The organism is Brevundimonas vitisensis, assembly GCF_016656965.1.
Lineage (GTDB): Bacteria > Pseudomonadota > Alphaproteobacteria > Caulobacterales > Caulobacteraceae > Brevundimonas > Brevundimonas vitisensis.
The window spans coordinates 1,957,267-1,981,475 of sequence record NZ_CP067977.1 but is presented as its reverse complement, the minus strand read 5'-3'; the positions used below and the strand labels follow the sequence as shown (position 1 = coordinate 1,981,475).

General features: G+C 67.6%; 22 protein-coding genes and 1 tRNA gene. 6 read left to right on the top strand and 17 right to left on the bottom strand.

Annotation, left to right across the window (positions count from 1 at the left end):
* Nucleotides 1-7: 7 nt before the first annotated feature.
* Both JIP62_RS10010 and dapF read right to left on the bottom strand, forming a co-directional pair.
* Nucleotides 8-2,404: an NADP-dependent malic enzyme gene (locus JIP62_RS10010; protein ID WP_201102045.1), complete on the bottom strand. Its 2,397-nt coding sequence runs from the start codon at nt 2,402-2,404 to the stop codon at nt 8-10.
* A gap of 87 nt (nt 2,405-2,491) precedes the next feature.
* On the bottom strand, nt 2,492-3,325 hold the full coding sequence (gene dapF, locus JIP62_RS10005; RefSeq protein WP_201102044.1) for a diaminopimelate epimerase: 834 nt from the start codon (nt 3,323-3,325) through the stop codon (nt 2,492-2,494).
* Between the two features lie 59 nt (nt 3,326-3,384).
* Here dapF and JIP62_RS10000 point away from each other — a divergent pair, with 59 nt between their 5' ends.
* Nucleotides 3,385-4,188 (top strand): potassium channel family protein, encoded by an 804-nt coding sequence (locus tag JIP62_RS10000; protein WP_201102043.1) that lies wholly within the window; start codon nt 3,385-3,387, stop codon nt 4,186-4,188.
* Between the two features lie 66 nt (nt 4,189-4,254).
* Complete coding sequence (locus tag JIP62_RS09995; RefSeq protein ID WP_201102042.1) at nt 4,255-6,435, top strand: prolyl oligopeptidase family serine peptidase; 2,181 nt, start codon at nt 4,255-4,257, stop codon at nt 6,433-6,435.
* A 100-nt stretch (nt 6,436-6,535) separates the two neighbouring features.
* Here JIP62_RS09995 and JIP62_RS09990 read toward each other — a convergent pair.
* Nucleotides 6,536-6,610: transfer RNA gene (locus tag JIP62_RS09990), tRNA-Gly, on the bottom strand.
* 164 nt (nt 6,611-6,774) lie between these two features.
* On the bottom strand, nt 6,775-7,557 hold the full coding sequence (locus tag JIP62_RS09985; protein ID WP_201102041.1) for an SDR family oxidoreductase: 783 nt from the start codon (nt 7,555-7,557) through the stop codon (nt 6,775-6,777).
* A gap of 55 nt (nt 7,558-7,612) precedes the next feature.
* Here JIP62_RS09985 and JIP62_RS09980 point away from each other — a divergent pair, with 55 nt between their 5' ends.
* On the top strand, nt 7,613-8,008 hold the full coding sequence (locus JIP62_RS09980) for a YkvA family protein (protein ID WP_201102040.1): 396 nt from the start codon (nt 7,613-7,615) through the stop codon (nt 8,006-8,008).
* 4 nt (nt 8,009-8,012) lie between these two features.
* Here the strand turns inward: JIP62_RS09980 and JIP62_RS09975 are convergent, their stop codons facing one another.
* Nucleotides 8,013-9,014, bottom strand: a complete 1,002-nt coding sequence (locus tag JIP62_RS09975; protein WP_201102039.1) for an NADPH:quinone oxidoreductase family protein — start codon at nt 9,012-9,014, stop codon at nt 8,013-8,015.
* Between the two features lie 138 nt (nt 9,015-9,152).
* Here JIP62_RS09975 and JIP62_RS09970 point away from each other — a divergent pair, with 138 nt between their 5' ends.
* Nucleotides 9,153-10,028 carry an isoaspartyl peptidase/L-asparaginase family protein gene (locus JIP62_RS09970; protein WP_201102038.1) on the top strand — a complete coding sequence of 292 codons (876 nt, stop codon included), beginning with the start codon at nt 9,153-9,155 and terminating at the stop codon, nt 10,026-10,028.
* 4 nt (nt 10,029-10,032) lie between these two features.
* On the opposite strand, the gene JIP62_RS09965 is transcribed toward JIP62_RS09970, so the two are convergent.
* Both JIP62_RS09965 and JIP62_RS09960 read right to left on the bottom strand, forming a co-directional pair.
* A complete protein-coding gene (locus JIP62_RS09965) occupies nt 10,033-10,251 on the bottom strand; it encodes a DUF4287 domain-containing protein (RefSeq protein ID WP_201102037.1) in 219 nt (72 codons plus the stop codon).
* Between the two features lie 14 nt (nt 10,252-10,265).
* Entirely contained in the window at nt 10,266-10,598 is a 333-nt protein-coding gene (locus tag JIP62_RS09960) for a hypothetical protein (RefSeq protein WP_201102036.1), read from the bottom strand.
* A 135-nt stretch (nt 10,599-10,733) separates the two neighbouring features.
* Here JIP62_RS09960 and JIP62_RS09955 point away from each other — a divergent pair, with 135 nt between their 5' ends.
* Both JIP62_RS09955 and JIP62_RS09950 read left to right on the top strand, forming a co-directional pair.
* Nucleotides 10,734-11,498: an electron transfer flavoprotein subunit beta/FixA family protein gene (locus tag JIP62_RS09955; RefSeq protein ID WP_201102035.1), complete on the top strand. Its 765-nt coding sequence runs from the start codon at nt 10,734-10,736 to the stop codon at nt 11,496-11,498.
* A 1-nt stretch (nt 11,499) separates the two neighbouring features.
* Entirely contained in the window at nt 11,500-12,429 is a 930-nt protein-coding gene (locus JIP62_RS09950; protein WP_201102034.1) for an electron transfer flavoprotein subunit alpha/FixB family protein, read from the top strand.
* Nucleotides 12,430-12,648: 219 nt separating this feature from the next.
* On the opposite strand, the gene JIP62_RS09945 is transcribed toward JIP62_RS09950, so the two are convergent.
* From JIP62_RS09945 to pgi, 10 genes are all read right to left on the bottom strand, one after another.
* Nucleotides 12,649-14,850 (bottom strand): prolyl oligopeptidase family serine peptidase, encoded by a 2,202-nt coding sequence (locus tag JIP62_RS09945; protein WP_201102033.1) that lies wholly within the window; start codon nt 14,848-14,850, stop codon nt 12,649-12,651.
* Nucleotides 14,851-14,990: 140 nt separating this feature from the next.
* Nucleotides 14,991-15,329, bottom strand: a complete 339-nt coding sequence (locus JIP62_RS09940; RefSeq protein ID WP_201102032.1) for a TFIIB-type zinc ribbon-containing protein — start codon at nt 15,327-15,329, stop codon at nt 14,991-14,993.
* Between the two features lie 148 nt (nt 15,330-15,477).
* Nucleotides 15,478-16,701 (bottom strand): BaiN/RdsA family NAD(P)/FAD-dependent oxidoreductase, encoded by a 1,224-nt coding sequence (locus tag JIP62_RS09935; protein WP_201102031.1) that lies wholly within the window; start codon nt 16,699-16,701, stop codon nt 15,478-15,480.
* A 16-nt stretch (nt 16,702-16,717) separates the two neighbouring features.
* Nucleotides 16,718-19,618, bottom strand: a complete 2,901-nt coding sequence (gene polA / locus JIP62_RS09930; protein WP_201102030.1) for a DNA polymerase I — start codon at nt 19,616-19,618, stop codon at nt 16,718-16,720.
* Between the two features lie 57 nt (nt 19,619-19,675).
* Nucleotides 19,676-20,152, bottom strand: coding sequence for a Fur family transcriptional regulator (locus JIP62_RS09925; protein ID WP_201102029.1), 477 nt, complete (start codon nt 20,150-20,152; stop codon nt 19,676-19,678).
* Nucleotides 20,153-20,179: 27 nt separating this feature from the next.
* The gene (locus tag JIP62_RS09920; protein ID WP_201102028.1) at nt 20,180-20,632 is read right to left on the bottom strand and encodes a GNAT family N-acetyltransferase; all 453 of its coding nucleotides are present in this window, start codon (nt 20,630-20,632) and stop codon (nt 20,180-20,182) included.
* Nucleotides 20,629-21,303 carry a tRNA (adenosine(37)-N6)-threonylcarbamoyltransferase complex dimerization subunit type 1 TsaB gene (gene tsaB, locus JIP62_RS09915; RefSeq protein ID WP_201102027.1) on the bottom strand — a complete coding sequence of 225 codons (675 nt, stop codon included), beginning with the start codon at nt 21,301-21,303 and terminating at the stop codon, nt 20,629-20,631. Before tsaB ends, JIP62_RS09920 begins: the two co-directional genes overlap by 4 nt.
* A gap of 22 nt (nt 21,304-21,325) precedes the next feature.
* Complete coding sequence (locus JIP62_RS09910) at nt 21,326-21,730, bottom strand: helix-turn-helix domain-containing protein (protein WP_230974723.1); 405 nt, start codon at nt 21,728-21,730, stop codon at nt 21,326-21,328.
* 70 nt (nt 21,731-21,800) lie between these two features.
* Complete coding sequence (locus tag JIP62_RS09905; protein ID WP_201102026.1) at nt 21,801-22,388, bottom strand: helix-turn-helix domain-containing protein; 588 nt, start codon at nt 22,386-22,388, stop codon at nt 21,801-21,803.
* A gap of 56 nt (nt 22,389-22,444) precedes the next feature.
* Nucleotides 22,445-24,079: a glucose-6-phosphate isomerase gene (pgi, locus tag JIP62_RS09900; protein WP_201102025.1), complete on the bottom strand. Its 1,635-nt coding sequence runs from the start codon at nt 24,077-24,079 to the stop codon at nt 22,445-22,447.
* Between the last annotated feature and the right edge of the window lie 130 nt (nt 24,080-24,209).

Genomic DNA, 24,209 nt, shown 5'->3' with positions numbered 1-24,209 from the left:
CGACCGGCTACAGCTCGGTCGGCGGCACGGCGGTCGTCAGAACGGGTCGGGTCTCCACCAGCGGCTCCATCGAGCGTTCGACTGCCGGGGTCGGATGTGGTGGGGTGACCTCGTCCTCGGGCTCGAACTCGACGCTGATGCCCTCTTCATAGGCGGCGAAGGTGGCGGCGGTGATGATCTCGCTGACCGAGGCCCCCAGGGACACGATCTGCACCGACTTCTCCAGCCCGACCAGCAGCGGACCGATGACCGTGGCCCCGCCAAGCGCCTGCACCAGCTGGCTGGAGATGGCCGCCGAATGCAGGGCCGGCATGACCAGGATGTTGGCGTCGCGGCTCAGGCGCATGAACGGATAGTTGGCGCGCAGGCCCGGATCCAGCGCCAGCTCGGGCGGCATTTCCCCTTCGTATTCGAAGTCGACACCGCGCTGATCCAGGATGCGGATCGCCTCGCGCACCTTTTCGCCCCGCTCGCCGGGAGGATTGCCGAAGGTCGAATAGGACAGGAAGGCAACGCGCGGCGTGCGCCCCAGCTTCCTGACCGTGGCCGCCGCCTGGATGGCGATCTCGGCCAGTTCCTCGGCGCTGGGTAGTTCGTGGATCGAGGTATCGGCCACGAACAGGGTACGCCCCTTGGCCAGCACGATCGACAGGCCGATCAGGCTTTCCTTCACGTCCAGGACGCGGCGGACCTCCTTCAGCACCATGTTGAAGTTGCGGGTCGTGCCGGTCACCACCGCATCGGCATCGCCGCGCGCCAGCATGGAGGCGGCGAAATAGTTGCGGTCCTGGTTGATCATCCGCTGGACGTCGCGCTTCAGATAGCCCCGGCGCTGCAGCTTGGCGTACAGGAAGTCGGTGTATTCGGCGTTCTTGTCCGAGACGCGGGCGTTGACGATCTCGATGCCCAGGCTGTCGAAATCCAGGCCTGCCTCGGCGGCATTGCGGCGGATCAGATCCTCGCGGCCCAGCAGGATCGGCGTGCCCAGCTCGGCCTGTTTGAAGGCCCAGGCCGCGCGGATCACGGTCGATTCCTCGCCCTCGGCAAAGACGACCCGCTTGTTCGGCGCCGCGCGCACGGCCGAGCTGATCTTCTGCATCAGGGCCGCCGAAGGATCGACCCGCTCGCGCAGGCGGGCGCGGTAGGCATCCATGTCGTCGATACGGACCCGGGCCACGCCGCTGTCCATCGCCGCCTGGGCGACGAAGGGCGGAATGTACCAGATCAGGCGCGGATCGAACGGCGTGGGGATGATGTAGTCGGGGCCGAACTTCAGCTTGCGCCCGCGATAGGCCACAGCCACCTCGTCCGGCACGTCTTCGCGCGCCAGCTGGGCCAGGGCCTGGGCGCAGGCGATCTTCATCTCGTGGTTCACGCGCCGAGCCCGCACGTCCAGCGCCCCACGGAAGATGTAGGGAAAGCCCAGGACATTGTTGACCTGGTTCACATAGTCCGAGCGGCCGGTGGCCACGATGGCGTCGGACCGCACGGCCTTGACCTCTTCGGGCGTGATCTCCGGATCGGGATTGGCCATGGCGAAGATGATCGGATTGGGGGCCATGGAGGCGATCATGGACGGGGTGATGGCGCCCTTGGCCGACAGGCCCAGCACCACATCGGCCCCGACCATGGCCTCGGCCAGGGTCCGGTGCGGCGTGTCCGTGGCATGGACCGACTTCCACTGGTCCATCGAGACCTGGCGCCCGCGATAGACGACGCCGTCCAGGTCCACGACCGTGGTGTTCTCGTGCTTGACGCCCAGCGACTTCATCAGGCTGATCGAGCTGAGGCCCGCCGCCCCGGCACCGACCAGCACCAGTTTGACGTCCTCCATCCGCCGCCCGGTGATGTGGCAGGCGTTGATCAGTCCGGCGGTCGAGATGATGGCCGTGCCGTGCTGGTCGTCGTGGAAGACGGGAATATCCAGCAGGTCCTGAAGTTCGCTCTCGATGATGAAGCATTCCGGGGACTTGATGTCCTCCAGATTGATGCCGCCCCAGGTGTCGCCGATGTTCTTGACAACGGTGATGAACTCTTCGGGGTTGGTCGTCTTGACCTCGACGTCGAAGCTGTCGACGTCGGCAAAGCGTTTGAACAGGACCGCCTTGCCCTCCATCACCGGCTTGGAGGCCATGTGGCCCAGATTGCCCAGACCCAGGATGGCCGTCCCGTTCGAGATGACCGCGACCAGATTGCCCTTGGACGTATAGTCATAGGCCCGGTCGGCATCGGCGGCGATCGCGCGAACCGGCACCGCCACCCCCGGCGAATAGGCCAGCGACAGGTCCCGCTGGGTCGCCATCGGCTTGATCGGGGCCATGGAGATCTTGCCCGGCGCCGGCAGCCGGTGGAAATCCAGGGCATCCTCGTCGGAAAACGTCTGTTTGTCGGTCTGGTCGGGCATGGGTTCGCGTCGGCTCGTCAGGGAGGCCGGAACCCTAGAGGGGCATCCCTTAAGGAACAACCGCAGTCGCGCGTCGGGCGGTGTGGATCAGGCCGAAAGCCGTCCCGTCCGCTCGACCTCGACCGGGCCGGTCATCAGCACATGGTCGGTCGCCTCATCCCATTCGATCACCAGTTCGCCGCCGTCGACCACCACCGTGGCCCGCCGCGCCGACAGGCCGCGCCGCGCCGCCGCGACCAGGGCAGCACAGGCCCCCGTGCCACAGGCCCGGGTCAGCCCGGCGCCCCGCTCCCACACCCGCAGTCGGATGCGGTCAGGGGCCAGGATATGGGCAAAGCCGACATTGACCCCTTGCGGAAACAGGGGGTGATGCTCGATCAGCGAGCCGGTGCCCCGCACGAAACCGTCGTCGGGCACATGGTCCATGAAGAAGACGACGTGTGGATTTCCCATGGAAACGGCGCCCGGCGTATGCAGGACCGGATCGTCGATCGGCCCGACCTGAAGCTCGATCCCCCGCGTGTCCATGTCCTCGGCCAGAGGGATCTCGGCCCAGTCCAGCCGCGGCCGACCCATATCGACTTGTACCTCATGGGAAGACACCTTTCGCGCCGTCGTCGGCCCACCCAGGGTGTCGATGGTGACCTGGTCCTTGCCGGTCGATTCCATCAGCATCCAGCCGACGCAGCGCAGGGCGTTGCCACAGGTCTCGACCACGCCCCCGTCGGCGTTCCACACCCGCATGAAGGCATCGGCCCGGTCCGAGGGCGCGATGGCGATCAGCTGGTCACAGCCCTGCCCCGTCGCCCGATCCGCGATGGCGCGGGCCTGCTCGGCCGTGGGGGCGAACGGCTCGGTCAGGGCGTCGACGACGACGAAGTCGTTGCCGGCCCCATTCATCTTGACGAAGGGTCGGGTCATAGGACCGCATATAGGCCGGGATGGTTTCGTGCGCGAGCGACGCAGGCTATCGATGAGGCATGAGCTTGTCGTCATCGACTGAAAAATCCGAGGGATTTCGCCTGCGGGCCCGGCTGAGGGCCCTCTATCACGGCACCTCCCACACTGCGGTGCGGTTCCGGGTTGCGGTTCTGGTGATCGACCTGGCCATCATCGCCTTCTTCATCGCCGGGCCGATCCTCAAGGAAGGCGGGATCGTCTTCTATATCGTCGACTATATGATTGCGGCCCTGCTGGCGGCCGACCTTGCGGCACGGGCCTGGTGCTATTCCAACATCAGGGACTGGCTGAAGAAGCCTATCGTCTGGATGGACCTGTTCATCCTGGCCACCCTGCTGTTCCCGGCCTGGCTGTTCAGCCTGGGCTTCCTGCGCGTGCTGCGGCTGTGGACCCTGATCAACTCGGACTTTTTCTGGCGCACGATCGGGCATCGCTATGACGATACGCGGGTCGAGGACGTGACCAAGGCCCTGGTCGCCCTGGTCACCTTCATCTTCGTGGCGACCGGCTTCGTTTACACCAGCTTCCTGGGACAGACCGAGGGGCTCAGCGGCTATGTGGATGCCCTGTATTTCACGGTCACCAGCCTGACCACCACCGGCTATGGCGACATCCTCCTGCCCGGCACCTGGGGCCGGGTCGTATCGATCGTCATCATGCTGACGGGGGTGACCCTGTTCGTGCGGGTGGGCCAGACCCTTTTGCGCCCGCACAAGGTCCGATTTCCCTGCGACCGCTGCGGGCTGCAGGTCCACGACCCGGACGCGGTTCACTGCAAGGCCTGCGGCAATCTGCTGTGCATCCCCGACGACGGCGGCCACTGAGCCGGGCTTGCCGGGACGTGGCAGGCGCTTAAGGTGCGCCCTCCCCTTGTATCGAGGCCTTCGTCCATGACCCGTTCCCGCTCGCTCGTCCTGCTACTTGCCGCCACCGCCCTTTCGACCTCTCTTGCGAGCGTGACCATGGCCCAGACGCCCCCCAACCCCCCGCTCGAGCCCGGGGCCTTCGCCACCTCGGACGCGACCGACCCCTATCTGTGGCTCGAGGAGATCGAAGGCGAGCGGGCCATGGCCTGGGTCGAGGCCCAGAACACCCGCACCCTGGGCATACTTCAGGGCGACCCCCGCTATCAGCCCCTGCACGATCAGGCCCTGGCCATCCTGGAATCGCGCGACCGCATCCCCCAGCCCGGCCTGAACCGGGACGGCACGGTCGACAACTTCTGGCAGGACGCCACCCATGTGCGCGGAATCTGGCGGCGCACGACCCTGGACAGCTATCGGACCCAGACCCCCGAGTGGGAAACCATCCTGGACATCGACGCCGTCTCGGCGGCCGAGGGCAAGAACTGGGTCTATAAGGGCGTCACCTGCCTGCCGCCCGAGGAACGCCTGTGTCTGGTGTCCCTGTCCGACGGGGGCAAGGACGCCACCACCCTGCGTGAGTTCGACAGCGTCAGCCGCACCTTCGTCGAGGGCGGCTTCAACCTGCCGGAATCCAAGGGCGAGGCCAGCTGGATCGATGCCGACACCCTGCTGATCGCCCGCGATTTCGGCGAAGGCACCATGACCTCGTCCGGCTATCCGATGGTGGTCAAGCGGCTCAACCGTGGCCAGTCCATCGATCAGGCCGTGGAGCTGTTCCGCGGTCAGGAGACCGACGTCCTGGTCGGTGCCCGTGTCCTGCGCGATGCGGATGGCGTCATCCAGGCCACTCTGATCCAGCGCGCGATCAATTTCGACGACAACGAGTACCACTGGGTCCAGCCCGACGGCAGCCTGACCCGCCTGTCCCTGCCCGAGCGGACGGACATCGAGGCCCTGGTGAGCGGACAGATGGTGTTCACCACCAAACAGGCCTGGACCGCACCGTCCGGCCAGGATTTCCAGCCGGGCGACGTGATCGCCTATCCGCTCCAGGCCTGGCTGGCCGATCCGGCCACGACCGCGACCCTGGTGCTGCGTCCCGGTCCGCGCGAGTCGGTGGAAGGCATCACGGCCACCCGCAACCGCCTGATCGTGGCCCTGTATGAAAACGTGCGCGGCGGGGTCTATGTCTATCAACCCACGGACGCGGGCGACTGGACCCGCACCCGGCTGGACCTGCCCCAGGATATTGCCGTCAGCCTGGGCTCCGCCTCGGACGCCGATGACCGGGTCTTCGTCAATGTCACCGGCTATCTGAACCCCTCCAGCCTTTGGCTGGCGAATGCGGCGACGGGTGAGGCGACGAGCGTGAAGTCCTTGCCCGAGCAGTTCGAGACCGAGGGCCTGGTGGTGCACCAGTATGAGGCCCGCTCGGCGGACGGCACGATGATCCCCTATTCGGTCGTGCACCGGGCCGACATGCCGATGGACGGCTCCAACCCCACGCTGCTGTACGGCTATGGCGGCTTCCAGATCTCAAACCTGCCCGGCTATTCGGCCACGGTGGGCAAGCTGTGGCTGGAACGGGGCGGCGTCTATGTGCGGGCCAATACGCGCGGCGGCGGCGAGTTCGGCCCGGCCTGGCACCAGGCGGCTCAGCAGCAGAACCGTCAGCGCGCCCATGAGGACTTCCAGGCGGTAGCCGAGGACCTGATCGCGCGGGGCATTACCTCCCAGCCGCGTCTGGGCGTCATGGGCGGCAGCCAGGGCGGGCTGTTCATGGGGGCGATGCTGACCCAGCGGCCGGACCTGATCAACGGCGCCATCATCGCCGTGCCCCTGTTCGACATGCTGCGCTTCCACAAGCTGCTGGCCGGAGCTTCCTGGCGGGCCGAATACGGCGATCCGGACATTCCCGAGCAGCGCGCCTGGATCCAGGCCTATTCGCCCTATCAGAACCTGCGCGCGGGCCAGCCCTATCCCGAGGTCTTCATCCACACCTCAACCAAGGACGATCGCGTTCACCCCGGCCACGCCCGCAAGGCAGCGGCACGGCTGATGGAACTGGGCTATCCGGTCCTGTTCTATGAGAACACCGACGGCGGCCACGCGGCCAGCGCGAACCTGCGCGAATCCGCCCGCCGCATCGCGCTGGAATACACCTATCTGAGCCGCCGCCTGATGGACGCCCCGGCTGAGGAATAGGGGTCCTCTGCCCGTCCCGGTCGCTACGGCGGCCGGGACACTCAGCCAGGCCAGAAACAAGAAAAGCCCGGTCGCGGGGACCGGGCTTTCTCGAGACGACTGGAGCGGGCGAAGAGATTCGAACTCTCGACCCCAACCTTGGCAAGGTTGTGCTCTACCACTGAGCTACGCCCGCACTTCAGTCGGAGGCGGGCGTATAGCGGAGGTGCCGGACCCCTCGCAAGTCCCCCCATGCACAATTCCTGAAACTATCGGAACAACATGCATGCGGGGCTCGACCAGAGAGGCTCCGAGAGCCGGGCGACAGCCCCTTTTTCGGGCCGCGATCGGCCCGTCCGATCAACGCGGGGCCAGACGGATCGCGCCGTCCAGGCGGATGCATTCGCCGTTGATATAGACATTCTGCGCCAGGTGCAGGACCAGGGCCGCATAGTCGGCCGGGGTGCCCAGACGCTTGGGGAAGGGAATGGCGGCGGCCAGGGCGTCCTGAACCTTCTGGTCCATGCCCGCCATCATCGGCGTCCACATGATGCCCGGCAGGATGGTGTTGACCCGGATTCCCTCGGCCGACAGATCGCGGGCGATCGGCAGGGTCATGGCATAGACACCGCCCTTGGACGCCGAATAGGCCGCCTGGCCGATCTGGCCGTCCTGGGCCGCCACCGACGCCGTATTGACGATCAGGCCACGCTCGCCGTCGGCCATCGGCTCGGCCGAGGCCATGCCCAGGGCCGACTGACTCAGCACCCGGAAGCTGCCGAACAGATTGATCCGCACGGTCCGCTCGAAGCTGGCCATGTCGTGGGCCCGCAGGGAGCCGTCCTCGCGCTTGCGGCTGACGGTCTTCTGGCCCGTGGCGATGCCGGCGCAGTTGACGGTCAGGCGCTCCTGGCCATGGGCGGCGCGCGCCTTGGCAAAACCGGCGGCCACGTCCTCGTCCGATGTCACGTCGACGGCGCAGAAGACCCCGCCGATCTCGGCCGCGATGGCCTCGCCACGCTCGGCGTTCATGTCGAACAGGGCCACCTTGACCCCTTGGGCTGCCAGCGCCCGCGCCGTGCCCTCGCCCAGGCCCGAGGCCCCACCCGTCACCACCGCTGCGATCGACCCGTCGAGTTTCATGGCGTCTGTCCCTATATGTTTTGAACCGAAGATTTACCGCAGGGCTTTAGCCGCCATGACCGCGAATGCCAAACCGACGCCCCAGGACGCCATCGACCCCGCACAGGCCCTGGTTCCCCAGGTGCTGCAGGTGAACGAGGCCCGGGTCAGAACCGGCTTCTGGCCCAAGGTGACGCGCACCGCAGCGTCCATCCCCTTCGCCGACCGTCTGGTCAGCGTCTATTACGCCGCACGCGATCCCGAGACCCCCGCAGCGGCCAAGGGCATCATGCTGGGAGCCCTCGCCTATTTCGTCCTGCCCGTCGATGCCATTCCCGATGTCCTGGCCGGGATCGGCTTCACCGACGATGCAGCCGTGATCACGGCCGTCATCGCCACCCTGGGGGCCAATATCCGCCAGCGGCACACCCAGGCGGCACGTGAGGCCCTGGCGCGGCTAAAGGGCCGCTGAGGCGTCAGCTTTCGACCGTCACCACGATCTTGCCCATGGCCGTGCGGTCGCCCAGGGCCTGGATCGCCTCATGGGCCCGCTCCAGCGGGAAGGTGCGGCTGATGCGCGGACGGATCTTCTTTTCGGACCACAGCCGCATCAGATCGGCCATGTTGGCGGCATGGGCGGCCGGATCGCGCATGACGGCCGCGCCCCAGAAGACGCCGATCACAGCCACCGACTTCAGCAGGGTCAGGTTCAGCGGCAGGGCCGGAATGCCCGCCGGGAAGCCCACCACCAGATAGCGCCCGCACCAGTCCATGGCGCGCAGGGCCGGTTCAGCATAGTCGCCGCCGACCGCATCATAGACGACATCGGCCCCGTCCCGGCCCGAGGCCAGTTTCAGCTCGCCCGACAGCGCCTTCTGGGCTGCCTTGTCCATCGGCCCGGACGGATAGATCAGGCCATTGTCCGCCCCCATCTCCAGGGCGAACTCAACCTTGTCATTGGTCGAGGCCGCGGCGACCACATGGGCCCCCATGGCCTTGCCCAGTTCGACGGCGGCCGCCCCCACGCCCCCGGCAGCGCCCAGCACCAGCAGAGTCTCGCCCGGCTGCAGCTTCGCCCGGTCCTTCAGGGCGTAATAGCTGGTGCCATAGGTCATGATGAGGGCCGCGCCCTCCTCGAAGGACATCCCGTCCGGCATCTTGACCACCGAGGCGGCGGGCACGGCGATCCGCTCCACCAGTCCGCCCCAGCCGGGCACGGCGATGACCCGATCACCCTTGAACACGCCCTTGACGCCCTCGCCCACGGCCTCGACCACCCCGGCGATCTCGGCACCGGGAGAGAAGGGGCGGGCAGGCTTGAACTGATATTTGTCCTCGATGATCAGAGTGTCGGGAAAGTTGATGCCGACGGCCTTCACCTCGATCACCACCTCGCCCTTCATCGGCGTGGGATCCAGCACATCCTCGACCACCAGGGTTTCCGGGCCACCGGGGGTCTTGGACAGGACAGCGCGCATCTTTGGTCTCGCTTTGCTCGAGGGCCTACCGCGCGTTCGCGCTGTTTGAGGCCGGTGTGTAGGGCGTTGGTTTTTTGTTCGCGCAAACGCTAATCAGCGGCAGGCCCGAAGGAAAGAGGCCATTGCAGGAGATGCCCCATGACCCGACCCGCCCTCATTCTGCACGGGGGAGCCGGGGCCCGGCGCGAGAAGAACTACGACCGCGAGGTCGCCCACATGCGCGCCGTCGTCGAAGCGATGCGCGACCGCCTGCAATCAGGCGCCAGCGCCCTGGACGTCGTGGTCGAGGCGGTGACGATGCTGGAAGATTCCGGCCTCTATGTTGCCGGACGCGGGGCCTCGCCCAATCTGGCCGGAGCGTTCGAACTGGATGCCAGCCTGATGGACGGCTCGAACGGCAAGGCCGGGTCGGTCGCCGCCCTGCAAGGCTTCACCAACCCCATCCGCGTGGCCCGCGCCGTGATGGACCATACGCCGCACGTCATGCTGGCGGGCGAAGGGGCGGCCCTGTTCGCCCTCGACCAAGGGCTGGACCGCATCGGCGACGAGGCCGAGTGGTTCACACGCGCCGGCCAGGGCGAGGACAACCATCCGCCAGGCACTCTCAGCCACGGCACGGTCGGCTGCTGCGTGCTGGATACCCAGGGACGGCTGGCGGCGGGCACATCGACCGCCGGGGTGTTCGGAAAGATGCCGGGACGCGTGGGCGACACCCCGCTTCCTGCGGCAGGCACCTGGGCCGACGGTCAGGTCGCGGCCTCGGCCACCGGCCAGGGCGAATATTTCATCCGCACCGCCGCCTGCGCCCGCCTGGCCTGGCAGGTCGAGGCCGGCCAGACGCTGGACGCCGCGGCCCGTGGGGTCATCGACCGCATCGGGGCCCTGGGCGGAGACGGCGGCCTGATCGCCCTGGACCGCGAGGGCCGCATCGCCCATCCGTTCAACAGCCAGGGCATGAAGCGTGCCTGGCTGACGCCGGGGGGTGAAATCGGGGTTGAGGTCTTCGGTCGCTGAGCCTTCAGGCCTTCTTCCCCTTGAACAGGGCATAGACGGCCATGGCATGACCATGCCCCAAGCCAAGTTCGGCCTTCAGCCAATCGGTGATCTGGGTCGCCTTGACCCCCTCGGCGATCCGTCCCTGGACCAGAAAGCCCTTGTCGGTCCCCATGGCTCGCAGATCTTCGGGGGATTTGCCGGTCTTGGCCTGGATATTGTCGAGATAGGCCTGAAAAGACATGGCGTTCCCCTTCCCTATTGCGCCGCCAGGGCTTCGCGCTGACGCGCGACCTCGGCGTCCCGGGCGGCCCGTTGCTCGGCCAGGTTCCGCTCAATCTGCAGCAGTTCGCGGTTCTTCTGGTCCGAGGCCTCCGCGCGGGAGACACCCTCGGGCCGACCCGTGATGTCGGGCAGATAGATCGGCGTCACACAGCGCCGCTCTTCTTCGTACCACCACTGACCTTTGGCGGCACAGCGCTGTTCCGGTTCGACCTGGAGGCGCTGAAACGCCACTGCGCCCAGAGCCAGCAGGCCGAACGTCAGGACAAACAGGACGCCCAGGCGCTGGAACGTAAGAAAGCGGTTCATTGTCGCAGTCCGAGATAAGCATCGCCGAAACGATGAGGTTCGAGCCGACCGGAGTTGACCCAAGGTTACATTGACAGACCTTTCAGGTCGTTCCATTGCCTCGCCCAGGATTCTGGCGATTTCACGGATAGACCCATGAAGGTTCTCGTCCCCGTCAAACGGGTGATCGACTATAACGTCAAGGCCCGCGTCAAGGCGGACCAGTCGGGCGTCGACCTGGCCAACGTCAAAATGAGCATGAACCCCTTCGACGAAATCGCCGTCGAAGAGGCCGTCCGCCTGAAGGAAGGCAAGGAGCATCATGCCGCCGGGACCGCGACCGAGATCGTCGTGGTGTCCATCGGCGTGACCCAGGCCCAGGAGACGATCCGCACGGCCCTGGCCATGGGCGCGGACCGCGGCATCCTGATCCAGTCCGACGCCGACCTGGAGCCGCTGGCCGTGGCCAAGCTGCTGAAGGCCGTGGTCGAGGAAGAAAAGCCGGATCTGGTCCTGCTGGGCAAACAGTCGATCGACGGCGACAACAATGCCGTGGGCCAGATGCTGGCCGCCCTGCTGGACTGGCCCCAGGCCACCTTCGCCTCCAAGATCGAGATCGCGGACGGCAAGGCCAAGGTCACGCGTGAGATCGACGGCGGGCTTCAGACCATCGCCGCCTCCCTGCCGGCCGTGGTCACGGTGGACCTGCGCCTCAACACCCCGCGCTATGCCTCCCTGCCTAACATCATGAAGGCCAAGAAGAAGGAGATCGCCATGAAAGCGGTCGCCGACTATGGCACCGACATCGCCCCGCGCCTGAAGGTGCTCAAGGTCACCGAGCCGCCCAAGCGTTCGGCCGGGATCAAGGTGGCCGACGCCGCCGAACTGGTATCCAAGCTCAAGACTGCAGGAGTGCTGTAAGATGGCCATCCTCGTCATCGCCGATCACGACGGCACCGCCGTCCGCGACACCACCCACAAGACCGTCACGGCCGCTCAAGGGCTGGGCGGCGACATCGACATCCTGGTCGTCGGACAGGGGGCGCAGGCCGCCGCTGAATCCGCCGCCAGGATCGCCGGTGTCCGCAAGGTTCTGCTGGCCGAGAGCGCCGGACTGGCCAAGGGCCTGGCCGAGGCGGTCGAGGCCGTCGTCCTGACCCTGGCCGGGGGCTATGACGCCGTGCTGTCGCCCGCCACCATGGACGGCAAGAACTTCATGCCCCGCATCGCCGCGCGGCTGGACGTCGCCCCGATCTCGGACATCATCGAGGTGGTGTCGGCCGATACCTTCGTGCGCCCGATCTATGCCGGCAATGCGCTGGAGACGATCCAGACCTCGGACGCCAAAAAGGTCATCACCGTGCGCCCGACCGCCTTTGCCCCTGCGGCCGAGGGCGGCTCGGCCTCCGTCGAGACCGTGGCCGGGGCCGATGCGCCCAAGACCGACTTCATCAGCGACGAGATGGTCAAGTCCGACCGTCCCGAACTGGGTGCGGCCAAGATCGTCGTCTCCGGCGGGCGGGCCCTGGGCTCGGCCGAGGAATTCCACGCTGTCATGGACCCTCTGGCCGACAAACTGGGTGCCGCCGTCGGTGCCTCGCGCGCGGCGGTGGACGCCGGCTATGCCCCCAACGACTATCAGGTCGGTCAGACCGGCAAGGTCGTGGCCCCCGGCCTCTACATCGCCATCGGCATTTCCGGCGCGATCCAGCACCTAGCCGGCATGAAGGATTCCAAGGTCATCGTCGCCATCAACAAGGATGCCGACGCCCCGATCTTCCAGGTCGCGGACTATGGCCTGGTCGGCGACTACAAGACCATCGTGCCCGAGCTGATGTCCGCCCTGGGCTGATACTCACTCCGTTCTCCTCCCTATCGCCACGCGATGGGGAGGTGGCGCGGCGGCTGCCAAGCCGCCGTGACGGAGGGGGAAACCGTCGCAAGAGACGGTCACCTTATCTCCAGCACCGCCTCGCCCCCTCCGTCACGACGCGTGCCGCGCCGTGCCACCTCCCCACGACAAGACGTGGGGAGGAGAACATCACGATCGGCGGTGTATCGCTTCGTCTACTCAGTCCATCAACTGTTGCGCCAGATAGACATAGTGGCGGGCCCAGCGCCGGGCATTGGCCACCGGGTCGGCGTCGTTGGAATGGCCGCCCGCCGTCTCTTCATAATAGAGGTGGTCGTGACCCATGGCCCCCAGGCGCGCTGCGAATTTGCGGGCATGGCCGGGATGGACCCGGTCGTCACGGGTGTTGGTGGTGATATAGACGCGCGGATAATCAACGTCCGGCCGCAACTGTTGATAGGCCGAATAGCCCGCGATCCAGGCCGCCTCTTCGGGGATGCGCGGATCGCCGTACTCTCCGATCCAGGACGCCCCGGCCGGCAGCTCGTGATAGCGCAGCATGTCGATCAGCGGGCTTTCGATCACCGCCGCATTGAACAGTTCCGGATGCTGGGTGATCGAGACCGAGGTCAGGACCCCGCCGTTGGACCGGCCATAGATGCCCAGGCGACGCGGACTGGTGATGCCACGATCGATCAGGTCCTGGGCCACCGCCGCGAAATCGTCGAAGGCCAGCTGGCGGTTCTCGTTCAGCACCGCCTGGTGCCACTGCGGGCCGAACTCGCCGCCGCCGCGGATATTGGCCTGGACGAAGACCCCGCCGTTCTCCAGCCACAGCTTGCCCATCTCGGGCTTGTAGGCCGGCGGGAAGCTGACCTGGAAACCGCCATAGCCAAACAGGATGGTCGGGGCCGGGCCCGACTGCTCACGGGGCCGGGTGACGAAATAGGGGATCTTCGTCCCGTCCGACGACGTCGCCTCGAACTGCTCGGTCACATGGGTCGAGGCATCGAACTTGGCCGGGGCCGAGCGCAGGACCTCCAGATCGGCCTGTCCGACGTCCATCAGGCTCAGCGTCGGCGGCGTCAGAAACCCTTGGGTCGAAACGAAGGCGCGGCCAGAGCTGCGCGACACGTCACCCAGACCCACGGCGCTGTTGTCAGAAACGGTGGCGTCACGGCGGACCCATCCGCCGGGGGTGTCTGAGAACACCGCCAGTCGGCCCCGCACATTGTCGCTGAGGCCGACGATCAGGGCCTGGTCGGTGACCCGGACATCGCTGATCGACCGGCGCGGGCCAGGCGTGAACGAAAAGGCGCGTGACGGCGGCAGGGCCGAATGATCCACCCCCGCCATCAGGGCGTTGAAGGGCACGACCGCCAGGGTGCCAGCCGACACCGGCTGCCATCCCGGAATGCCCGGCGTCCAGTCCTGATCCACGGTCAGAACCAGCCGGTCGCCGATGATGCCATGCAGGTCCACCCGGTCGGGCAGGCTCAGCCGTCGCGGCGCGGTTCCCGGGCTCCAGGCCCAGGTCTCGGCATTGAAGGTGTCGAGCGGGCGGCGGAACACCACGGCCTGCAGCTCGCCGGCCCCATCCCGGAACACCACCGGGCTGACCCCATATCCCCCGTCGCCCTGTTCGCCGCGATAGACCTCGGTGGCCTGGGCCAGGGTCTGGCCGCGCGACAGCGACTTGACGATGAAGGGATAGCCGCTCTCGGTCAGGGTGCCGGGGCCGAAATCGGTGGCGACCAGAAGCGTATTCTGGTCCAGCCAGCTGATCCGGTGCTTACCCTCTGGCAGGACGAAACCATCCGCAATGAACGTCTTGGTGGTCAGGTCGAACTCGCGCACCACCACCGCATCCTTGCCGCCATCCGACAGATTGATCAGGCAGCGGGTCTCGTCCGGGGCCAGGCAGGCGGCTCCCTTGAACACCCAGTCGCGGCCCTCGGCGCGCGCCAGGGCGTCGATGTCCAGCAGCGTCTCCCACTGGGTGTCTGCCGACGCATAGGAGTCCAGCGTCGTACGCCGCCAGACGCCCTTGGGATTGGTCGCGTCCTGCCAGAAATTGCCGATGCCATCGCCCAGGAAGGCCGGGGCCGGAATGCGATCCGTCGCCGTCAGGATCGCCTCGGCCTGACCGCGAAAGGTCTCATAGCGGGGATCGCCGGTCAGGGCGTCCAGGCTGGCCCGGTTCGCGGCGGCGACAAAGGCCATGGCCTCGGCCCCGTCCACCTGTTCCAGCGCCAGGTGGTCGTCGGCCGCCCGAACGCCTGCGGGTGACAGGTCGGCGGGGAAATGGGGCGGCGGCGCCCGCTCTGCCGTCTGGACCACAGGGGCCGATCCCGTCTGCGCCGTGGCGCAGGCCCCCAGCAACAGAGCCGGAATGGCGGCGGACAGGATCAATCGGTTCATGACGCTCTACTCTCAAGCCGCCCCGCGCGGGGCTTCACATCGTTGGACACAAGGGTGTCAGGAAGCCGAACCCTCGTCGAGAGGCCTCGGCTCCCCTCTTGGGCAACCATTGATTTCGAAAGGCGCGACCGACCGAGGCGTCAGTCGAAGATGTCGAAGATGCTGTCGCGCTTCTTTTTCTTGTAGCGATAGTCGTCGTCATCGCGATAGCGCGGCTCGGGCCGGCGGTCGTCGCGATAGGACGGCTGGCTCCCCCAGGGCTGGGTATGGGGCGGCGGCGCGGGCTGGACGTACGGCTGGGGCGCGGGCTGCTGGGGCACGGAGGCGCGGCCTTCGTCGGTCGCGGCGCTCATCAGCTTTTCCAGCTCGCCGCGATCCAGCCAGACGCCCCGGCAGGTCGGGCACATGTCGAATTGGACGCCGGAGCGTTCCAGCGTCTGCATCGGCGCATCGTCGTTGGGGCACATCAACAGGGGCATATCGGTATCCGGGCTGGGTCGTGGAAACGATGCGGTCCGACATCGCGCGCTGGGGTCAGCACGCCAGAGGGGCCCGGTCCGCAGCCCTGAACCTAGGCAGGGCGGGCCTCCGCATCAAGCGCCCAGTCGCCGCCCGGTTGCCGCCCCGTCAGCAGGCCTGTCCCGCCGCCCAGCCCGAAGACCAGGCCCACTGGAAATTATAGCCGCCTAGCCAGCCGGTCACGTCCACGGCCTCGCCGATAAAGAACAGGCCCGGCACCGTCGTCGCCATCATCGTCTGCTGGTCCAGCGCCGCCGTATCGACCCCGCCCAGGGTCACCTCGGCCGTGCGATAGCCTTCCGACCCCACGGGCTTGACGGTCCAGGCGTTCACCGCCGCGTCCAGGCGGCGCAGGGTCTTGTCGCCCACCTCGGCCAGCTTGCCCCGCACGCCCTCGCGCGCACAGACGTTTTCGGCCAGGCGGCGCGGCACGATATGGCCCAGCGCCGTATGCACCATCTGCTTGCCGTTTTCCTCCTTGGCGGTCTTCAGCCCGGCATGGATGTCGGTGCCCGGTGCCATGGACAGGGTGATCGCCTCCCCCTCGCGCCAATAGGAACTGATCTGCAGGATCGCCGGACCGCTCAGGCCGCGGTGCGTAAAGAGCATGGCCTCTCTGAAAGTGGGCCTACCGCCCTTCGGGCTACTTGAGGCCGAATTCTGGGGGGCGTCCGCCACCCCGACCACCGCCTCGACCGCCACCCCGGCCAGGTCCTTGGTCTGCTCCAGCAGGCCGGTCTCGAACGTCAGAGGCACCAGGGCCGGGCGGGTCTCGGTGACCCGCAGCCCGAACTGACGCGCGATGTCATAGGCCCAGCCCGTCGCCCCCATCTTCGGGATGGACTTGCCGCCCGTCGCCACGATCAGCGAGGCACAGGTCACCCGGCTGCCGTCCGACAGCGCGACCTCGAACCCCGCCCCGGCCCGCTGCACGCTCGTCACCGACACGCCCAGCGACAGCACCGCCCCAGCCGCCCGCATGTCGTCTGTCAGCATCCGCACGATCTGTTTGGCGCTGTCGTCGCAGAACAGCTGGCCCAGGGTCTTTTCGTGCCAGGCGATGCCCGCCCGATCCACCCGTTTGACGAAGTCGTGCTGGGTGAACCGCCTCAGGGCCGAGGTGGCAAAGCGCGGGTTCTCGCCCAGGAAATTGCCCGGCCCCGTCCCCAGATTGGTGAAGTTGCAGCGCCCCCCGCCCGAGATGCGGATCTTCTCGCCGGGGCTGCGGGCATGGTCCACCACCCGCACCGACCGCCCCCGCCGCCCCGCCTCCAGCGCACACATCATCCCCGCCGCACCGGCACCGACGATCAGGACGTCGACGGCGCTCATCCGACGCACCGACAGATCAATGCGCCTCGTCCCAGTTCGCCGCCGCCCGCGCCTCCACCACCAGGGGCACGGTCAGGGCCACGGCGGGTTCGGCCGCGCTTTCCATCGTCCGTTTGATCACGGCGATGGCGCGGTCGGCTTCGGCCTCCGGGGCCTCGAAGACCAGTTCGTCGTGGACCTGGAGCAGCATCCGGGTTGAGAGGCCGGCGTCCGTCAGGGCGCCCGGCATGCGGATCATGGCGCGGCGGATGATGTCGGCGGCGGCACCCTGGATCGGGGCATTGATGGCGGCGCGTTCGCCGAACTGGCGCTCGGCTCCCGATTTGGAATGGATGGCGGGGATGTGGATCTTTCGCCCGAAGACGGTCGAGACGAAGCCGTTGGCCCGCACCTCGGCCCGGGTGGCGTCCATATAGGCGCGGATGCCGGGGAAGCGCTCGAAATAAATCTTGATATAGGCCCCGGCCTCGCCCTGATCGATCGACAGCTGGTTGGCTAGGCCAAAGGCGCTGATGCCATAGACGATGCCGAAATTGATCGCCTTGGCGCGGCGGCGGGTCTCGGGGTCCATCTGGTCGACGGGGACGCCGAACATCTCGCTGGCCGTGGCGGTGTGGATGTCGATGCCGGCCTTGAAGGCGCGCTTCAGCTCGGGGATGTCGCCGATGTGGGCCAGAAGGCGCAGCTCGATCTGGGAATAGTCGGCGCTGATCAGGACATGGCCGGGGGCGGCGATGAAGGCCTGGCGGATCTGGCGGCCGGTCTCGGTCCGTATGGGGATATTCTGAAGGTTGGGGTCGCTGCTGGCCAGGCGGCCGGTGGTGGCGGCGGCCAGTTGATAGCTGGTGTGGACGCGGTCGGTCGCGGGGTCGGCGGCCTGGATCAGGGCGTCGGTATAGGTGCCCTTCAGCTTGGACAGCTGGCGCCAGTCCAGCAGGACACGGGGCAGGGCGTGTGTGGGGGCCAGGGTCTCCAGCGTGGCGGCGCCGGTCTCCCACTGGCCGCTGGCGGTCTTCTTGCCGCCGGGCAGGTCCAGTTCGCCGAACAGGATGTCGCCGATCTGGCGGGGGCTGCCGATGTTGAAGGGGCGGCCGGCGATCTGGTGGGCCTGGGCCTCCAACTCGGCCATCCGCATCCCGAACTCGGTCGACAGGCTCTGCAGCCGGTTGGGATCGACGCGGATACCGGCCAGCTCCATGTCGGCCAGGACGGCGGGCATGCCCCGCTCCAGCGTCTCATAGACGTTCAGCAGGCCTTCCTCGGCCAGCCGGGGTTTCAGGATCTGCCACAGGCGCAGGGTGACGTCGGCGTCCTCGGCGGCATAGGCGGTGGCCGGTTTCAGCTCGACGTGTTTGAAGCTTTTCTGCGCCTTGCCCGTGCCGGCGACCTGTTTGAACGGGATCGGATCGTGTCCCAGGTGCAGGCGGCTCAGCTCGTCCATGCCGTGACCGTGCAGCCCGCCCTCCAGCACATAGGAGATCAGCATGGTGTCCTCGATCGGGGACACGCGGATGCCGCGCCGGGCCATGACGGCCAGGTCGTACTTGCCGTTCTGGGTGACCTTCAGGACCGCCGGATTCTCCAGCAGGGTCTTCAGCCGCGCCAGGGTTGTGGGCTTGTCCAGCTGGGTCAGGGGCTCGCGCGTGTCCGGCGTGTCGCCGAAATCCAGCCCCCCTGCCCCCGCCAGCGGCGGATGCTCATGCGTCAGCGGAATATAGCAGGCATCGTTCGGCCCGATGGCCAGCGACACCCCGCACAGCCCCGCATGGGTGGCCGACAGGGCGTCCGTCTCGGTGTCGAACCCGACCACCCCCGCCTCGGTCGCCCGCGCGAGGAAGGCGTCCAGCGCCTCCAGCGTCTGGATACAGGCATAGGCCTCGTGGTCGAACGGCTGGGCCTCGACCGGGACCGCCGGGGCCGTGGGCGCATAGCGGGGCGTCAGGACCGGCGCGCTCATCACCTTGGGCGCAAAGGCCGAGCCCTCCTTGGCCGGTGCCTTGCCGTCGCCGACCCGCCGCGCCAGGGAGCGGAACTCCATCAGCTCCAGAAAGGCCGACAGGGTCGCCGGATCGGGATCGCGCACGGCGAAATCGTCGATGGCCTCGGGCGCGGGCGCATCGCAGGTCAGGCGGACCAGCTCGCGGCTCAGCCGGATCTGATCGGCAAAGTCGATCAGTGTCTGGCGACGCTTGGGCTGTTTGATCTCGCCTGCACGGGCCAGCAGCGTATCGAGGTCGCCGTATTCATCCAGAAGCTGTGCCGCGGTCTTGGGCCCGATGCCGGGGGCACCGGGGACGTTGTCGACGCTGTCGCCGATCAGGGCCTGCAGATCGACCATCTTGTCCGGCGTCACGCCGAACTTTTCCATCACGGCGTCCTCGGCCAGGACCCTGTCCTTCATCGGATCCCACATGACGACCCCGCCGCCGATCAGCTGCATCAGGTCCTTGTCGGAGCTGACGATCACCGCCTCGCCGCCCGCGTCGCGCGCCTTGCAGGCATAGGTGGCGATCAGGTCGTCGGCCTCATACCCGGGCAGCTCCACGCAATGGACGCCGAAAGCCGCCGTGGCCTCGCGCACCAGGGCGAACTGCGGCACCAGATCCTCCGGCGGCGGCGGCCGGTGCGCCTTGTACTGGTCGTACAGGGTGTTGCGGAACGTCTTTTCCGAATGGTCGAAAATGGCCACCAGATGGGTCGGGCCGTCCTCGCCCTTCATGTCCCGCAACAGCTTCCAAAGCATGTTGCAATAACCCTGGACCGCGCCGACCGGCAGGCCGTCCGACTTGCGCGTCAGGGGCGGCAGGGCGTGATAGGCGCGAAAGATATAGGCCGAAGCGTCGATCATCCACAGACGCAGGGGCGGCCCGTCCTGGGTCAGGGCGCGTTCGGTGGTTTGGGCTTCGGCATCGGTCATCAGGCGATCATAGACGCCGCCGGAACCGGCGTCATGGGTGACGTCAGCGTCGAAGGATCAAAGCTCGGAAACGTCGACCCGGGCGGCGTGCCGCTTGAAGATCAGGCCCTCGCGCTTGGACGGCTCAGCCCCCTCGACAGCGGTGCCGTACAGTTCCAGCTTGTGACCCACCAGCTGGAAGCCCAGACGTTCGGCGATCTCGGTCTTCAGCCGCTCGATCTCGGCATCGAAGAATTCGATCACCTCGCCGGTACGGGTGTCGATCAGGTGATCGTGGTGATCGTCGCCGGCCTCTTCATAGCGGCTGCGCCCGTCGCCGAAGTCATGCTTCTCGACCACCCCGGCCTCTTCGAATAGGCGAACGGTGCGATAGACGGTGGCGATGGAAATGTGCGGGTCGATGGCCGAGGCGCGGCGATACAGTTCCTCGACGTCCGGATGATCCTCGGCGGACGACAGCACGCGCGCGATCACGCGCCGCTGTTCGGTCATGCGCATGCCGCGTTCGGCGCAAAGTTTCTCGATCCGGTCCATGCGATCAGGATAGGGTCTGGAGCGCCGCTAGGGAAGCGTCGGGTCCAAGTTGAGAACCAGAATCAGGGCATCGATCGCCGGGCCCTCGGCGCGGGCATAGTATCGGGGCCTGCGACCGGCGGCCTGGAACCCGGTGCGGTCGTAAAGGGCGCGGGCAGCCAGATTGTCTTGTGCCACCTCCAGCAGCAGGCAGCTCGCACCCAGCCCGGCGGCCATGGCTGCGGCCGCCTGGATCAGACTGCGGCCCAGACCCAGGCGGCGCGCCTCCGGACGGACCGCCAGGGTCAGTATCTCGGCCTCGTCGGCGACCACGCGAATCAGGATGAAACCCCGCGCGTCACCCAGAACGAAGACCCCCGGCTGACCGACCAGGGCGGCGAAGTCCGCCTGGGACCAGGCTCGGCCCGTCGTCGGGCCGTCAAAGGCCTGGGCATGGATCGCCTCCAGAAGGGCCAGCGTCAGATCCGACCCCGCGCTCATGCCCGCTCCGTGCGGGCCTGGCCGGGCAGGCGGGTCGGCGGGGTGGCGTCGGGCGCGCGCAGATAAAGGGGCCGGGCGGGGCAGAGCGCCGGATCGGCCTGTCGGGTCAGATGGGCCAGGGCCTCGGCCGAGGGTCCGGCAAGAGCCATGACGCCGGTGTCCACTCGGTCGTCCTGGATCAGGCCTGCTCCTGATCCGATGAGCCAGGGGGTGCCCGCCAAAGCCCGAACGCGATCCTGGGCCGTCTCGACGGACAAGGCCTCGGCCGGGCCCGTCGCCGTACCGCCGGACCAAAACCGGGCATAGACCTGCCCCCGGCGGGCGTCGATCAAGGCGACCCGGTCATCGCGCGCGCTCTCCGGTGCCGAGGCCGCCAGGGCGTCCAACGCCGACAATCCGATCACGGGACGGTCCAGCGCCGCCCCCAGACCCAGGGCAAAGGCAAGACCGACCCTCAAGCCGGTGAAGGAGCCCGGCCCCACGACCACACCGATCCTGGACAGGGCTCCGAAGCCCTGGCCTGCCTCGGCGACGACATCGCGGACCAGACCGGCCAGCCGTTCCGAATGGCCCTTGGTCATGGGCTCCTGGCGAGAGGCGATCACGCCCTGGTCGTCGAACACGACCACGCTGCAAAGGCCCAGAGCCGTGTCTATAGCCAGGCCCCTCATGCCGCCGCCACCCGGAAAGAGATCAGGAGGCCGGCGCCGCCAGGGCCTGAACGATCGTGGCGACCGCCTGCCTGAGCGCACGATCGGTAATCAGGGGGAAACTGGCCGCCACCGCCTGTCCTTCGGCCGTGGCCGACATGAACCGCAACCCGGCGGGCCAGTCGGGGTCGATCGTGTCCTGCGAATTCGCGCCTTCCGTCTGGGGGAAGAAGGCGGTGATCGGCATGCCCAGAACGTCTGCCACCGCATGCAGGCGGGACGCTGAAATGCGGTTGGTGCCGCGTTCGTACTTCTGCACCTGCTGAAAGCTGATGCCCAGCCTTGTGGCCAGCGCCGTCTGGGACAGGCCCAGCGCAGAGCGACGCAGGGCAATCCGAGCGCCCACAAAGGCATCCAGTCCCGTCCCTGCGCGCGGTCCACCCGCCATCCGTCACCTCGCCGTCAGAATGACGAGAGTGTTTCATGGCGCGCGCCGAATGACAACTGTTTCGTTTCATCTATCGTTCCAGCCTGGCCGTCACCGCCGATACGGTGCGAATGTCCGATCGCGCGATCCGGGCGACGACCCCCAGGCCACCTTCCCCGCCCCTGACCGTCAGGGTCTGGGAATCGGCACCCTCATACAGCCGGACCAGGACGGTGCCGTCCACGGTTTCGATCACGCATCCCTGATCCCGGCGCGGCCATTGCTGCGGGTCGAACTCCAGCACGACGCCAGACGCGGCCCAGGGGGCCAGATCGTCATTCGATAACTGCAGCCGCCGCACGCCGCCGGGGGCGGGCAGGAACGTTCTACCAGAGGCATTCAGGCCGAGCATGGGCGTGGGCCGTTCCGGCGCCGCCTGCTGCCGGGATCGCGCCAAGGCCAGGTCTTCGGGCGAGGCGTCCAGGGCAGCGACCAGCCGACGCTGGACATCCGGGCGGAACAGACCCGGACGGCGACCGGACTCGTACAGGCCCCAGCCCTGGCTGGTCATTCCCGCCCGTCGGCCCGCCTCCGCCTGGCTCAGGCCCCGTTCACGGCGCAGCAAGGCCAGGGCCTCACCCAGGGCGCGAATTTCCGGATCGGTCTCGAAACGCGGCATGGCGACAGAATGGCAGTCACCGCCAGCGATGGCGAGGACGAAAGCGTTTCATCGGCTCAGTCGCCAGACGGACCCATCAGGCGGGACATGAGCGCACCGGTCGAGGGGTCCAAGGTCTGCGACGGGCCGCCCGCCGCCACATCGGTCAGGATCGCCTTGGCCAGGACCTTGCCCAGCTCGACCCCCCACTGGTCGAAGCTGTTGATGTCCCAGATCACGCCCTCCACGAAAGTCTTGTGCTCATAGAGGGCCAGGAGAGCCCCCAGGGCCTGCGGCGTCAGCCGGTCCATGACGATGGCGGTCGACGGACGGTTGCCGGGAAAGGCGCGGTGCGGGGCCAGCCGGTCCGCCTCGGCGGCCTCTGTTCCGGCGGCCAGCATTTCGCTACGGGCCTGGTCGGCCGTCTTGCCCAGCATCAGGGCCTGACCCTGGGCCAGGGCATTGGCCCACAGCGGCGACTCCGTCGCCTCGCCATGGGTCCGAGCCACGATCACGAACTCGGCCGGGACGGTCTGCGGCCCCTGGTGGATCTGCTGGAAGAAGGCGTGCTGGCCATTGGTGCCCGGCTCTCCGAACACGACGGGACAGGTCTGGCGCGTTACCGGCGTGCCGTCCCGGTGCACCCGCTTGCCGTTCGATTCCATCTCCAGCTGCTGCAGGAAGGACGGCAGGCGGCGCAGGGCATGAGCATAGGGGGCCACGGTGCGGGCACTGCGGCCGAGGCCATCGACATTCCACACCTGGGCCAGGGCCATCAGCACCGGGGCGTTCCGCTCCAGCGGCGCTTCGGCGAAGTGGCGGTCCATCGCCGCCGCCCCGTCCAGCAGACCCTGGAACGCCTCCCAACCCAGGGCCACGGCACAGGACAGGCTGACCGCCGACCACAACGAATAGCGCCCACCCACCCAGTCGCGGAACGCAAAGGTGCGGCCGCAGCCGAAGGCCGCCGCCTTTTCCGGTGCCGCCGTCACCCCGATGAAATGGGCCGCAATGCTTTGGCCGGACAGCCCTGCCGCCAGCCAGGCCTTGGCCGCCTCGGCATTGGCCAGGGTTTCCTGGGTGGTGAAGGTCTTGGACACCACCACGACCAGGGTCGTCTCGGGATCAAGCCCGGTCAGGGCTTCGGCCATGTCGCGCGGATCGATATTGGCCACGAACCGCAGGTCGATGGTCGGATCCAGCGGCTTCAGAGCGTCCCAGACCAACCGGGGCCCCAGGTCCGATCCCCCGATGCCGACATGGACGATGGCCTCGAACCGCTGGCCCGTCGCCCCGGTCGCCGCGCCGGATCGCACAGCCTCGGCATAGGCTTTCATCTCGGCCCGCACGGCCTCGACCTCGGCCGACACCGGCTCGCCCAGCGCATGGTCGTCCGCCCCGTCGGGCGCGCGCAGCGCCGTGTGCAGGACGGCCCGCCCCTCCGTTTCATTGACCGCCTCGCCCCCGAACAGAGCGGCGCGCCGCTCGACCAGACCGGACGCCTGGGCCAGGGTCAGGCAGGCCTCGAAGCCCTCGCGCGTCCAGCTCTGCTTCGACAGGTCCAGATACAGGCCCGCCGCCTCCAGACTGAGGCGCGCCAGGCGGTCGGGGTCGGCGGCGAACTGTTCCACGATCAGGGCCGACGCCGAGGCGGCTGCGGCAGCATCGAAGGCCGACCAGGCCTGGGCGCGGTCGAGAACGGGATCGGACATGGTTCGCCTCCGAAGGGATTGGATGGCCTCAAGTAGCGCAACGCGCGATAGGCCGAAACCGGGGGCCTCAAGTAGCGCAACGCGCGACAGGCCCTCGATCCATCATCAAGCTATCGTTTACGGCTGTGGC